This is a genomic window from Duganella sp. CF458 (assembly GCF_900113115.1).
Taxonomy (GTDB): Bacteria; Pseudomonadota; Gammaproteobacteria; order Burkholderiales; family Burkholderiaceae_D; genus Rugamonas.
In genome coordinates this window covers 172,719-185,013 of the sequence record NZ_FOOF01000013.1, presented here as the reverse complement: position 1 = coordinate 185,013, position 12,295 = coordinate 172,719, and the positions used below count along the sequence as shown (strand labels likewise).

13 protein-coding genes and 1 other RNA gene are annotated in these 12,295 nt (G+C 59.4%); 4 read left to right on the top strand and 10 right to left on the bottom strand.

Annotated elements, in window-relative coordinates; genetic code table 11:
• Position 1: 1 nt before the first annotated feature.
• On the bottom strand, positions 2-793 hold the full coding sequence (locus BM269_RS20570) for a type 2 periplasmic-binding domain-containing protein (RefSeq protein ID WP_090441309.1): 792 nt from the start codon (positions 791-793) through the stop codon (positions 2-4).
• A gap of 72 nt (positions 794-865) precedes the next feature.
• Here BM269_RS20570 and BM269_RS20565 point away from each other — a divergent pair, with 72 nt between their 5' ends.
• Positions 866-1,150 (top strand): HigA family addiction module antitoxin, encoded by a 285-nt coding sequence (locus BM269_RS20565; protein WP_211482730.1) that lies wholly within the window; start codon positions 866-868, stop codon positions 1,148-1,150.
• On the opposite strand, the gene BM269_RS20560 is transcribed toward BM269_RS20565, so the two are convergent.
• Positions 1,130-1,375: a hypothetical protein gene (locus tag BM269_RS20560; RefSeq protein WP_139232808.1), complete on the bottom strand. Its 246-nt coding sequence runs from the start codon at positions 1,373-1,375 to the stop codon at positions 1,130-1,132. The genes BM269_RS20565 and BM269_RS20560 overlap by 21 nt on opposite strands.
• A 57-nt stretch (positions 1,376-1,432) precedes the next feature.
• Complete coding sequence (locus BM269_RS20555; protein ID WP_090441298.1) at positions 1,433-1,798, bottom strand: gamma-glutamylcyclotransferase family protein; 366 nt, start codon at positions 1,796-1,798, stop codon at positions 1,433-1,435.
• An 85-nt stretch (positions 1,799-1,883) separates the two neighbouring features.
• Between BM269_RS20555 and BM269_RS20550 the strand changes: the two genes are divergently transcribed.
• Complete coding sequence (locus tag BM269_RS20550) at positions 1,884-3,032, top strand: alpha/beta hydrolase family protein (RefSeq protein WP_090441297.1); 1,149 nt, start codon at positions 1,884-1,886, stop codon at positions 3,030-3,032.
• A gap of 928 nt (positions 3,033-3,960) precedes the next feature.
• Here BM269_RS20550 and BM269_RS20545 read toward each other — a convergent pair.
• The 7 genes from BM269_RS20545 to ompA all read right to left on the bottom strand — a co-directional run bounded on the left by BM269_RS20545 (position 3,961) and on the right by ompA (position 8,782).
• Positions 3,961-4,428 carry a type II toxin-antitoxin system VapC family toxin gene (locus BM269_RS20545; protein WP_090441294.1) on the bottom strand — a complete coding sequence of 156 codons (468 nt, stop codon included), beginning with the start codon at positions 4,426-4,428 and terminating at the stop codon, positions 3,961-3,963.
• Entirely contained in the window at positions 4,419-4,664 is a 246-nt protein-coding gene (locus BM269_RS29150) for a hypothetical protein (protein ID WP_139232807.1), read from the bottom strand. The genes BM269_RS20545 and BM269_RS29150 overlap by 10 nt, the downstream gene beginning before the upstream one ends.
• Before the next feature lie 326 nt (positions 4,665-4,990).
• Positions 4,991-5,353: a transfer-messenger RNA gene (gene ssrA, locus BM269_RS20535) on the bottom strand.
• 41 nt (positions 5,354-5,394) lie between these two features.
• Positions 5,395-6,369 carry a hypothetical protein gene (locus tag BM269_RS20530; protein WP_090441286.1) on the bottom strand — a complete coding sequence of 325 codons (975 nt, stop codon included), beginning with the start codon at positions 6,367-6,369 and terminating at the stop codon, positions 5,395-5,397.
• An 85-nt stretch (positions 6,370-6,454) separates the two neighbouring features.
• On the bottom strand, positions 6,455-7,147 hold the full coding sequence (locus BM269_RS20525) for an HAD family hydrolase (protein ID WP_090441283.1): 693 nt from the start codon (positions 7,145-7,147) through the stop codon (positions 6,455-6,457).
• A 46-nt stretch (positions 7,148-7,193) separates the two neighbouring features.
• A complete protein-coding gene (ubiG, locus tag BM269_RS20520) occupies positions 7,194-7,889 on the bottom strand; it encodes a bifunctional 2-polyprenyl-6-hydroxyphenol methylase/3-demethylubiquinol 3-O-methyltransferase UbiG (protein ID WP_090441420.1) in 696 nt (231 codons plus the stop codon).
• Positions 7,890-8,059: 170 nt separating this feature from the next.
• The gene (ompA, locus tag BM269_RS20515; protein ID WP_090441280.1) at positions 8,060-8,782 is read right to left on the bottom strand and encodes an outer membrane protein OmpA; all 723 of its coding nucleotides are present in this window, start codon (positions 8,780-8,782) and stop codon (positions 8,060-8,062) included.
• Between the two features lie 263 nt (positions 8,783-9,045).
• Here ompA and gyrA point away from each other — a divergent pair, with 263 nt between their 5' ends.
• Both gyrA and BM269_RS20505 read left to right on the top strand, forming a co-directional pair.
• Positions 9,046-11,673 carry a DNA gyrase subunit A gene (gyrA, locus tag BM269_RS20510; RefSeq protein ID WP_090441278.1) on the top strand — a complete coding sequence of 876 codons (2,628 nt, stop codon included), beginning with the start codon at positions 9,046-9,048 and terminating at the stop codon, positions 11,671-11,673.
• Positions 11,674-11,758: 85 nt separating this feature from the next.
• The gene (locus BM269_RS20505) at positions 11,759-12,295 is read left to right on the top strand and encodes a DUF2059 domain-containing protein (protein ID WP_090441275.1); all 537 of its coding nucleotides are present in this window, start codon (positions 11,759-11,761) and stop codon (positions 12,293-12,295) included.

Here is a 12,295-nt window from a genome sequence, read left to right as displayed (position 1 = left end):
ACTAGTTCTCTGTGTACTTGCGCAGTAGCAGCTTGAAGCGTTTGTTGCCCTCGGTGCCGAGCCAGTTCCAGAGGGTATCGACTTCGTGGCGATGCGCTTCATAATAGGCGGTGTTGACCGCAATCCAGTTATAGGATTTGAGCACGGGTTTGTCGAGCCGCACCAGTTGGCCCTTGAAACGCTCGGCCACGTACTTGTCCAGGTCCGAGGCGGCAATCATCGGCACGATGACGACATCGACGCGGCCAAGCTGGAGTTTCTCGAAATTGCTCGGGACCGTGGGCGCGCCCTGGTCCAGGATGGCGCCGGCCTTCTCCAGCTTCGCGCCGTATGACGAGCCGTACATCAAGCCCACCCGCTTACCTCGCAGCATCTCCATCGGATCGCGGTCGCGCGAATAGCCATCCTTGGCCCGCACGAAAGCCACCACGACCACGGTGGCGGCACGCTTGAGGTCCGGCTGGCCTTGCGCATTGCGCGGGATGGTGATGCCGGGCTGTCCATCTGCAGTGATATCGACCGGTGCAAAATCCACCGCGCCGCTGGCCAGCGCGCTGCGCAAGCGCAGTACCGGCAGCCGCACCAATTCGATGCCACAGCCACCGCTGGCGGCAAACTCCCGGATCCATTCCACGCTCGCGCCGGCTGGTTCAGGCACGGCCGCGCCGTTGCCCATCCAATATGGCGGACGATGTTGATCAGGATAGGCGAAGCGGATCGTGCCGCAAGCGGCAAGCGCGTTGTGGGCGGTGAGAGCGAAAAGGGCGGTCGCAGTGAAAGCTTTCCATTTCATACGGTCGCTATTCTAAGCCAACAGTATTTCCGGTGCTTGGACAGTAGTAGAATCTACAGGAAGGAGGCGGCTATGGAAAACACTATGCGCCCGATCCATCCGGGCGAAGTCTTGCTGGAAGAATTCATGGACCCGATGGGGCTCTCCGCAAGCACGCTGGCCGGCGTGCTGCACCTGGAACCCGGATACCTGACTGGCATCGTGCGGCAGGAGCGCAGCATCTCGCCCGCCACCGCGCAGCAGCTTGCCAGCTATTTCGACACCACGCCGGAGTTCTGGCTCAACCTGCAAACAACCTACGACACCCGCCGGGCCTTGCTGAAAGGGCGGCGCGCGCTAAAACGCACGCTGCATTGAATCGCTGCGGCGGTCGCTGGAGTGCCAGGGCAGGGAGGCGACCGACCGTACTTGGGTCGGGAAGCGTTCCGCGAACGAACGGATCAGCATGTGCTCCACACCGCAGATGGCAAGGTAGGTATAAGCCGCGCCCTGGTCGAAAGCCAGGGCGGTACGCACTGCCATGTCGAATCGCTCGGCAGTGCCGCTGTCGTGACGCCGTTCTTTATGACTTCGTTGATCCACGCTGTCTCCTAGAGCCAGCGCTTAGGCTACGTCGCGCCGGGAAGCCTGGTCTGTGCGTCAGTCCACATCGCGCTGGATGTCGCGCGCATCGACATAGGCCCACGCGACAGTCCCCGATGCCAGCGTGATGCTGTGCCGCCGATACGCTGCCACCTCGTACTGGTCTGCCTGCTGTAGTTCCTCAGGGGTGACCAGAAGCACCGAGCCGGAGACGGTATCCGCGTCACTTCCGCTGCGCGAAATGATCGGATGGTGCGTCTTCCCGCTCGTCGCAACGACTGCGGGATCATCGATCTCCAGCAGCCCGAGCTTATACCCGTTCAACTCGTCCGCCGTGCTTTCAAGCTTGCGCCCGAACGTCGCAAGCTGAACGCCATCCTGTTGCAGCGTCCCGTAAGAAAAGAGCTTTTCGAATTTCTCCATCTCGCCTCCGATGCGAACACTAAATTGTTTTAATGATAATGTAGCGCGGCTGTCCACCATTCAAACACCAATACCGGAGCAAAGAATGCGACAAAATATCCAGCCACGTTTCCGATCGTTCCTATCCCCGATTTGCGGCCTGCTGCTGGCAGCGGCTTCAGGCATTGCCGCCGCAGAACCATGCCGCAAGATCGGCACGGAATCTGAACTCTCCAGCTACACCCAGGCACAGGGAGCTCAGGCCACAGTTGCGAGGGACATCTGCTACGCCGAAGGCACGGAATGGAACGAGAAGTCGCCAGCCGGCCCCTACGACGTTACGCTGGACCAGCGCTTCGACTTCTACCGTCCTGCTTCACTTCCGTCGTCGCAACGTCTGCCATTGATCATCTGGGCGCATCCGAACGGCATGACCGATAACCTGCCGCAGCAGGGCGATCTTTATTCGAAGCTGGTAACGCCCGCGCTGGCGCTGGGCTTCGCGTTCATGTCGGTCGAATTCCGCCATCCGGTTGCGAGCCAGCGGTACGGCCAGCCGCCCGATCTCGATATACCCAACACGGACATCGCACGCGCAGTGCAATGGGCGCGGCACCGGTCCGGCATGCTCGGCATCGACGGCACGAATATTTTCATCGTCGGGCAATCGCGCGGCACGCTTGGGCTGATGAACGCCTTGTCGAAGAACCTGGCCGATGACCAGAGCCCGTTCCCATACCAGACCAAGTCTTCACGCGTGCGGGCGGTGTACGCGGTGCAGGCGCAGACCAGCTACGAGAAAGACCAGGTCAAGCAGACCTTCATCCACCCGGACAGTTGGCCGGCGTTCGAGCAGCTCTACGCGAACTTCCATCAGCCGGGCAGTGCAATCAGCGAGATCACCACCGACGATCCGCCTATCGCGATGCGCTACGAGCGCATGCCGACGGACCCGTCGCAGCAAACAGTCGTCCCGCTGCATCTGCCAGCGCAGAACGGCAGCTGCTCCTATCCGGAAGGGTGCTTCGACTTCCATCATCCGAACTTCGGCCTGAAACTGCACTTAGCATTCAAAGCGCTCTCTCCAACCCAACCGGCCTCGAAGTTCGACATGGCGTACAACGTGCCGACCGAATTCCTCTATGTCGACCAAGCGAGCAACCGGCCATATGCCTGTTTCTTTGCGAAGAACCTGACGCTGGAGGGGAGTGCGAATCTGAGCGCTTACACAGTCGAGGCATGCGGAACCAAGTGAAATTGCTTGACTTGATCCGGACCATAAAAACCGGGGCCCTAGGCTTGCGCTTGTGGCCCTGGGATCCGGCTGAAATATCCGATAGCCGTTGTGCGCTGGCGCACTGTGCGGGCGAAGTGTCCTGGATATGTTAGCAGCGTGGACTCGTTCGGAGCTTCGATTATGCGCGACGATGCTGCTTCTAAAATGGATCACATCACACTGCGCTGCCTGCATTGTCACGACAGTTGCGTTAATGCGATAGCTGAAAGGCGGCGCATTCCAGATGCGATGCGGGAACCACTGCTGGAGCTCTTGCGTGTGTGTGCGGACGTCTGCCGAACTACGGCTGGTGCAATGGCGATGCCGGAACCACCGTACGCAAACGATTTTGCTCGAATGTCGTGGCAGGTTTGCGAAGCTTGCGGAGATGCACTCGCCGACGTGCAAGGTTTTGCCGAGCCGGCGCGAGCATGTCTTGCATGCGCGGATGCCTGCCGCGATTTTTGCCTTGAGGCGCACGTTGGCATAGCCGAGGCGTACTACATTCCTTCTGATTCCACCCGTTCACACCATCGCATCCTTTGAAATGCAGCCGCACTGGCGCCCCCAGTGTCGTGAGGCGGAGCGAATTTTCGTTCGCACATACAGGACTTCGGATAACGGGCGAAGAAACAGCCGCTTAGCGCGGCTATTTTCAGGATGTCATTCAGCTGTCGTTCAGGGGGGAATTAGAGGTGGCACGGCGAGAACCGAACCGACGTTACGTCAGATGTTCATGCGGTTTCCACTCGATATGGTAAGTAATATTTGTGTATTTTTTATCTGGGCAAAGCGATATGCTCAGTCTTAAGGCTGTAGTTCAGCCAAATGTAATGCTCTTTTGAACTCACTGAGAGCGGTGAGATTCGAACTCCTGAACGGGATTGACCGTCGGCAGTTGTCAAGACTATCGAATGCGCTTGAGAGTGCCACGGGGCTTAAAGTCGGTAAAGGCTGTACGAATATTCGTTACGAAAGCAGCGTTGGAATCGTAGTCATAGGGAACGTGCACAGTGATGCCTTCCCAGTTGAAATCTTTCGGATTGCGCGTAATTACCGGGATGCCATATGCCCTCGCGGTCGCACCAATGATCGCATCCGGCAACCTGACGGATGGGCCGGCGATGAGGCTATTTCCCCGGATTTCAATAGCCTGCTCAATGATCTGCTGGTCCAGTTGAAGGATTTCGAATTCAGCCAGCACGGCATCAAGGATTGGTTCCTCATGCGGACGCTTTGATTGTCCGGCACGAAGCTCCATGTAAGTGATTACGCTGATAGCGGGGTGATCGTAGGTGCTAAGTTCGACTGTCGCCTGGTGGACGCCATTAAGCATGTCGATAAATATGCAGGTGTCGAAAAGAACTAACGCCATTCAGCCCTCAGTTGTTCTTGGGCCTGAACGCCATCCTTCGGAACGTCAACGCGATCCTTCCACAATCCCTCGGCGGCCGTAAGGGCCCCCAGACGTCGGCGACGTGCCAACTCCAGAGTCGCAACAGCTGGTTTAGCTGGATCAGCCAGGCGCCTTGCTACTTCGTCGACTATTGCTTCCAGGTCGACAATCGACATTTCGCGAATGTCTTCCTCGGATATTTTTCGGGCGCTCATTTGCGCCTCCCTTACTCAAAATCGATGCAACTAGTGTAGCCCAATCGTTGCTTCTTGTCGCTTTGCGTCCTGGGCTTATTCGTTCATGTCTCGGCGCAACTTGTGCCGTAATTTTTTAGTGAAGTTCACTAAGTTCTCACAGGAAGAATACGCTGTGCATCATCGGCGTGACCTGCTGCGATGTTGAACTATGGCGAAAAAATAGCCGCACTGAGCGGCTATTTCCATGCTGTCATTAAGCTGCCATTCCGGTGCCAAATCGGCCCCCAAATACCCCAATTAATGACAGCTTTAAAATCATAATTTCATGATTTTAAAGGAATTAGTGGTGGAGACGGCGGGAATCGAACCCGCGTCCGCAAGCACTCTACAGACAGTTCTACATACTTAGCACTATCATTTAATTTAACCTGTACGGCACGGATGTGCACGTTCCGGACAAGCGATTCACCTTAGATTTAGAGCTACTCGAAGTGAACCCTCGTAGCTCGATCCCTTATAAATGACCCAACACGACCTTGCGGTCACACCCTAAGGGCGAGGTGTTGTCGGGCAGGTCAGCGATTAAGCTGCCAGTGCGTACGAGTTATCGTTTGCAGTTAGTTTGTTTCTGGGTGTATTTACGAGGTAACCAGCCCTCGGTATGCCCTGTTCTGCTTTGCAACCCACGTCGAAACCAGGTCGTCCCCACAGAAGGAAGTTGTATTTTACCTGAATCTTTTCGTCCGCGTCACTCTTCGAGCGAAACCAGTGGGCGGGCGTCGTCGGGAAGGCGGCTGGAGCGGATGTCACCGCCGGGGCCGAAGGTGAATTCGACCAGGTGGCGGCGTGAGACCGGCACGATGGCGGACTTGAGGTCGTGGAAGCTGTCGGCTTCCTTGAAGCCGAGATCGACGGTGAGCCTGTCAAGCTGGTAAGTCTCGACCAGCCCAGCCACGCGGTCGCGTCGGCTGTTGTTCTCTATGGTGCCGTGGTGGGCTGGCTTTTCGCCTTCGAAGTAGCGGATCAGTGCGCCTTCCATCACTTCGCTGTGCGAGCGGGCGGAGGCTTCGCTGAGCGGGTCTTGCACCGCGGTTTCAACCTTCACATCCATGCGTTTGACCAGCAGGAAGGTGTCGAAGGCGCCGTCGTTGTCTTCCATGATGCGGTTGACGGAAGGCAGCCGGCCTTTGGCCAGGCGGGACTGCGGATCGCGCGTGATGCCGACGAACTGCACGTTGCTTTCGTACTTCAGGTCATTCGGGAATTTCTGCAGCAGGTCGTGTGCGGAATAGCATTCCGTCAGCGCGCCCCAGTTCAGGGTGATGTACTTGTCGTGCAGGGTGACGATCGGCTTCTTGAAGGTCGCTTCGAACGGCACTTCCAGTTCGAGCGTGATCGATTCCTTGCGGTTGTCGGTGCCGGCCAGCAGCGGTACGGTCAGTTTCAGGCCGAAAAAGCCCCAACTGGTGCCTTTCTTCATGTCGAAGCGCAGGCGGGGGCGGGAAACAACGAAGAACAGCAGCTGCTTTTCCATGGTCGCGTCCAGCGCGAACTGCATGCGGCGCTGGTAGCGGCCGATCGGATCGCGGAAGTCGGGCACCAGCGGGTCGTTAACCAGCAGGTCGTACCAGTAAAAGCGGCTTTCGGCAACGGAGGCATCCCAGGCTTGCGGCGCGCTGCTGCGTGGTGGGAGCGCTGCCTCGTTGTTCTCGTCCCCGTCCATAAAGTCTCCCGATGCCCTTTTCCTGTAATCGTTACTGACTATAGTATAGAAACTTATTGCTGTTGGGCAAGTTGTAACGATGTTTCTAGGCGGCCAACGGTGTCGGGGATGGTACGGTTGCGCGGATCAGGGCCAGCAGGTCGGCAGGGGAGGCCAGCAAGTGGTCGGCGCCCCAGGTGGCCGGCTCGACCGGTCCGCAATAGCCCCACTGGCAGGCCACCGTGCGCATGCCGGCGGCCCGGCCGGCCTGGATGTCGCGCAGGTCGTCACCGACGTACCAGCATTCTTCCGGCGCCAGGCCAAGGCGGGTTGCCGCTTCCAGCAAGGGCGCAGGGTGGGGCTTGGCGTGCGGGGTGGTGTCGCCGGAGACGACGCAGCTTGCCTGAGCCAGGCCGATCTGCGGCACCAGCGGGTCGGTGAAGCGGGCTGGTTTGTTGGTGACGATGCCCCAGCGCAGGCCGGCTTCGGTAATGCCGTCCAGCAGTTCGTTGATGCCGTCGAACAGGGTGCTGTGCACCGCCATCGCGGCTTCGTAATTGGTGAAGAAGCCGTCGCGCAGTTCTTCAAAGCCTTGGTCCTGCGGCTTCAGGCCGAAGGACACGCCGATCATGCCGCGAGCGCCGTGCGACGCCTGCGGGCGCAGCACCTCATATGGCGTCGGCTCCAACCCGCGCACGGTGCGCAGCAGGTTGATGGCGGCGGCCAGGTCGGGGGCGGTGTCGGCCAGGGTGCCATCCAGGTCAAACAAGATGGCGCGCGGGGCTGGGAACAGGCTCATGATGGGGGAGGGCTTTCGAAGCAGGCGGCGCGCAGGCCGCCTGGCTTTATTCAGGGCGGGTGCAGGCCACCAGGTAATTAACGCTGGTGTCGTTGTTCAGGGAGTAGACCTTGGTGAGCGGATTGTAGCCCATGCCTTTCAAGGCATCTACCTGCAAGCCAGCAGTGCGCACGTATTGCGACAGTTCGGCTGGAGTGATGAACTTTTCATAATCGTGCGTGCCCTTGGGGAGCATGCGCAGCAGGTACTCGGCGCCGATCACCGCGAACAGGTAGGCCTTCGGGTTGCGGTTCAGGGTGGAGAAGAACACGTGGCCGCCCGGTTTTACCAGGGTGGCTGCTGCGCGCACGATGGCACCTGGGTCGGGAACGTGTTCCAGCATTTCCATGCAGGTCACCACGTCATACTGGCCGGCTTCCTGCGCCGCCATTTCCTCCGCGGCGATCAGCTTGTAGCGTACCGGCACGCCGGATTCCAGGCTATGCAGGTCGGCCACTTTCAGGGCTTTTTCGGACAGGTCGATGCCGGTAACCTTGGCGCCTTTGCGGGCCATGGATTCGGACAGGATCCCCCCGCCGCAGCCGATATCGATCACGTTCTTCCCGGCCAGCGGGGCGCGGGCGTTGATCCATTCCAGGCGCAGAGGATTGATTTCGTGCAGGGGTTTGAATTCGGAAGTGGGATCCCACCAGTGATGGGCCAGTTCGCTGAATTTTTGCAGTTCTAATGGGTCGGCGTTCATGCCCGGATGATACTGGAAAAATGTCCAAGCTGGGGTCAGGAACGATGTGGACATTTCCTGCATCAAGGAATCAAAAGTCCGATTCGTTCCTGACCCCAGGGGGACAATTGTTTCTTTCCAAAAAAAGCCCCGCTCGGGGCGGGGCTGCAATAGCGCTGATGCGCCGGGAATTACTTCTTGGTGCCAACGACCTCGATTTCCACGCGACGGTTCTGGGCGCGGCCTTCGGCGGTCTTGTTGTCCGCTACTGGCTGCTTCTCGCCCTTGCCTTCGGTGTATACGCGGTTGGCTTCCACGCCTTTGCTCAGCAGGTACGCTTTGACGGCTTCAGCGCGGCGCAGCGACAGCTTGTCGTTGTACTGGTCGGTGCCCATGGAGTCGGTGTGGCCGACGCCGATGATCACTTCCAGGTTGATGCCGTTCAGCTTGTCGGCCATTTCGTCCAGCTTTTCTTTCGCTTCCGGCTTCAGCACGGCCTTGTCGTAGTCGAAGAAGGCGTCGGCTGCGAAGGATACTTTCTCAGCGGTCGGTACGGCGGTTGGGGCTGCCGGGGTTGCCACTGGCGGCACCGCGACTGGTGGTTGCTCTGGTGCTGGTGGTGGCGGAGGCAGCACGCACTTGCCATCTTTCAGCTCTTCCGGTGGGGTGCAGAGCGGCAGGTCGCAACCTGGCACGGCGTCGGCCGGGGTCCAGTAACCGGTGCGCCAGCACAGGCCGAATGGATTGCGGGCGATGATGCCACGGGCATCCTGCACATAGGCGCTCTTAGGCGTCGCGGCCTTGATGTCCTGGGTCACTGGTGCGAACGGAGGAGCGGTCGGCTTGTCTTGTGCTAGCACAGGGCCGGCCAGAACGGAAGACGCAGCAAACACGGTGGCGAGGATTTTCTTCATATTGGTCTTTTCCTTAATCGGGGGGTAACGCTAATAAAACTAGGTATTTCATTAGTTTCTCGACCATTTTGCCATATTTCGCAAAACCGCATCAAAACTGGAGGAACAGCCCAGTTTCGTGCATTTGACCAAAATGTTGTTTTGTTGCAACATAAGGGGCATAATACGGTGCATTTATGTCAACCCGATGACTTTCGTCCGGCCGCCTTGACGCCATGCTAAAATCGCAGGCTTGTATGCCTAGACACTAGATCGACCCGCCAATGGATCAATTCGCAAAAGAAACAATCCCAATTTCCCTCGAAGAAGAGATGCGCAAGAGCTACCTCGATTACGCCATGAGCGTGATCGTTGGCCGAGCTCTGCCTGACGCTCGCGACGGCCTGAAGCCTGTGCACCGCCGCGTACTCTTCGGGATGCACGAACTGAACAACGTGTGGAACCGCCCTTACGTGAAATGCGCCCGTGTCGTGGGTGAAGTCATGGGTAAGTACCACCCGCACGGCGACGCGTCGATTTACGACACGCTGGTGCGTATGGCACAGGACTTCTCGCTGCGCTATATGCTGGTCGACGGCCAGGGCAACTTCGGTTCCATCGACGGCGACAACGCCGCGGCGATGCGTTATACCGAGTGCCGCCTGGACAAGATTTCGGCGGAACTGCTGGCCGACATCGACAAGGAAACCGTCGATTTCGCGCCCAACTACGACGGCAAGGAGAAAGAGCCTACCGTCCTGCCGACCAAGATTCCTAACTTGCTGATCAATGGTTCGTCCGGTATCGCCGTGGGTATGGCCACCAACATCCCGCCGCACAACCTGACGGAAGTGATCAACGGCGCGCTGCACGTGCTGAACAACCCGGATTGCTCGATCGACGAACTGATCGAACTGATCCCGGCGCCGGACTTCCCGACCGGCGGCACGATTTACGGCGTGTCCGGCGTGCGCGATGGCTACCGCACCGGCCGTGGCCGCGTGGTGATGCGCGCCAAGACCCACTTCGAGGAATACGGCAAGGAAGGCGGCCGCACCGCGATCATCGTGGACGAGCTGCCATACCAGGTCAACAAGAAGTCCCTGCTGGAGCGCATCGCCGAGAACGTGCGCGACAAGAAGCTGGAAGGCATTTCCGACATCCGCGACGAGTCCGACAAGTCGGGCATGCGCGTGGTGATCGAGCTGAAACGCGGTGAAGTGCCGGAAGTGGTGCTGAACAACCTGTACAAGCAGACCCAGTTGCAGGACACCTTCGGCATGAACATGGTGGCCCTGGTGGACGGCCAGCCGAAGCTGATGAACCTGAAGGACCTGCTGGCGACCTTCCTGTCGCACCGCCGCGAAGTCGTCACGCGCCGTACCGTGTACGAACTGCGCAAGGCGCGCGAACGCGGCCACGTGCTGGAAGGCCTGGCGGTTGCACTGGCGAACATCGACGATTTCATCGCCATCATCAAGGCTGCACCGACGCCGCCGATAGCGAAGCAGGAACTGATGGCGCGCGGCTGGGATTCGTCCATCGTGCGCGAAATGCTGAAGCGCACCGGCGAAGAAGGCCAGGGCGGCATCGAAGCCTTCCGTCCGGAGCACCTGCCGAAGCACTACGGCCTGCAAGCCGATGGCCTGTACAAGCTGTCCGACGAACAGGCAGGCGAAATCCTGCAAATGCGCCTGCAGCGCCTGACCGGCCTGGAACAGGACAAGATCGTCAACGAGTACAAGGACGTGATGGCCCTGATCGCCGACCTGCTGGACATCCTGTCCAAGCCGGCCCGCGTGACCGCGATCATTACCGACGAACTGAACGCCTCGATGCTGGAATTCGGCGACAAGGATCCGCGCCGTTCGAATATCGAGAACAACGCGACCGACCTGGAAACCGAAGACCTGATCACGCCGCAGGACATGGTGGTGACCCTGTCGCACATGGGCTATATGAAGGCCCAGCCGCTGTCCGAATACCGTGCCCAGAAGCGCGGCGGCCGTGGCAAGCAGGCGGCGGCGACCAAGGATGAGGACTGGATCGACCAGCTGTTCATCGCCAACACCCACGACTACATCCTGTGCTTCTCCAACCGCGGCCGCATGTACTGGCTGAAGGTATGGGAAGTGCCGCAAGGCTCGCGCACTTCGCGCGGCAAGCCGATCGTGAACATGTTCCCGCTGCAGGACAACGAGAAGATCACCGTGGTGCTGCCGCTGTCCGGCGAAAACCGCACCTTCCCGGAAGACCACTACGTCTTCATGTCGACCAGCCTGGGTACCGTGAAGAAGACCCCGCTGAAGGACTTCTCCAATCCACGTAAGGCCGGCATCATTGCGGTCGACCTGGATGACGGCGACTTCCTGATCGGCGCTGCGCTGACCGACGGCAAGCACGATGTGATGCTGTTCTCCGACGCCGGCAAGGCGGTGCGTTTCGACGAGAACGATGTGCGTCCGATGGGCCGTACCGCGCGCGGTGTGCGCGGCATGAACCTGGAAGAAGGCCAGAACGTGATCGCGCTGCTGGTGGCGGAAAACGAAGAGCAGTCGGTGCTGACCGCAACCGAGAACGGTTTCGGCAAGCGTACCCCGATCACCGAGTACACCCGCCACGGCCGCGGTACCAAGGGCATGATCGCGATCCAGACCTCCGAGCGTAACGGCAAGGTGGTGGCGGCGACCCTGGTCACCAAGACCGACGAGATCATGCTGATCACCACCGGCGGCGTGCTGATTCGTACCCGCGTTTCCGAGATCCGCGAGATGGGCCGCGCGACTCAGGGTGTGACCCTGATCGCGGTGGAAGACGGCACCAAGCTGTCCGGCTTGCAGCGCATCATGGAGGCGGACGCCGACGAGCCGGAGGCGGAAGCGGAAGCAGACGGCGGCGCAGCAGCCGAATAAGGCTGACCCGCAACGGGCCCCGTCTGAGTGATCAGGCCGGGCCCGTTAGTTTTTTCAACCCCCAAATTCGAAAAACGCATAAACAATGAAGAGAATCGTCGTAGCCTTGATCGCTTCCCTGGCACTGGTCCAGGGCGCGTTTGCCGCCGACCAGGCGCCTGTACCGGCTGCGGCCAATGCCGCCGCCGTGCGCGACCTGCTGGACGCGATGAACTACCGCTCCATGTGGAAGGCGTCGATGGACCAGATGTCCAAGACTTTGCCTGGCATCATGCGACAGCAGATGGAAGCGGCGATCAAGGCCGACTCCAGGCTGACCGAGGCGAAGCGCAAAGACGCGCTGCTGAAGATGGAAGCAGAGCTGCCGAAAGTGGCCGAAGTAGTGAGCGGCGTCCTGAGCGACCCTGGCGTGATGGCGGACATGGAAAATGAAATGATCGCGCTGTACTCGCGCCACTTCACCGCCGACGAATTGAAACAGATCGCGGCTTACTACCGTACTCCGGTCGGCATGAAGAGCATGCAGCTGATGCCCCAGGTGATGGCGGAATCGATGGCGATCGGCCAGCGCATTACCGGCCCGCGCATTCAGAAAGCAATGGAGCAGTTCCGTAAAAACTAA

Coding starts and splice junctions, on each gene's coding strand:
- BM269_RS20505 (WP_090441275.1), top strand. CDS start 11,759: ATGAAGAGAATCGTCGTAGCCTTGATCGCTTCCCTGGCACTGGTCCAG.
- BM269_RS20525 (WP_090441283.1), bottom strand. CDS start 7,147: ATGAGCCTGTTCCCAGCCCCGCGCGCCATCTTGTTTGACCTGGATGGC.
- ubiG (WP_090441420.1), bottom strand. CDS start 7,889: ATGAACGCCGACCCATTAGAACTGCAAAAATTCAGCGAACTGGCCCAT.
- gyrA (WP_090441278.1), top strand. CDS start 9,046: ATGGATCAATTCGCAAAAGAAACAATCCCAATTTCCCTCGAAGAAGAG.
- BM269_RS20530 (WP_090441286.1), bottom strand. CDS start 6,369: ATGGACGGGGACGAGAACAACGAGGCAGCGCTCCCACCACGCAGCAGC.
- BM269_RS20570 (WP_090441309.1), bottom strand. CDS start 793: ATGAAATGGAAAGCTTTCACTGCGACCGCCCTTTTCGCTCTCACCGCC.
- ompA (WP_090441280.1), bottom strand. CDS start 8,782: ATGAAGAAAATCCTCGCCACCGTGTTTGCTGCGTCTTCCGTTCTGGCC.
- BM269_RS29150 (WP_139232807.1), bottom strand. CDS start 4,664: ATGAGCGCCCGAAAAATATCCGAGGAAGACATTCGCGAAATGTCGATT.
- BM269_RS20550 (WP_090441297.1), top strand. CDS start 1,884: ATGCGACAAAATATCCAGCCACGTTTCCGATCGTTCCTATCCCCGATT.
- BM269_RS20545 (WP_090441294.1), bottom strand. CDS start 4,428: ATGGCGTTAGTTCTTTTCGACACCTGCATATTTATCGACATGCTTAAT.
- BM269_RS20565 (WP_211482730.1), top strand. CDS start 866: ATGGAAAACACTATGCGCCCGATCCATCCGGGCGAAGTCTTGCTGGAA.
- BM269_RS20555 (WP_090441298.1), bottom strand. CDS start 1,798: ATGGAGAAATTCGAAAAGCTCTTTTCTTACGGGACGCTGCAACAGGAT.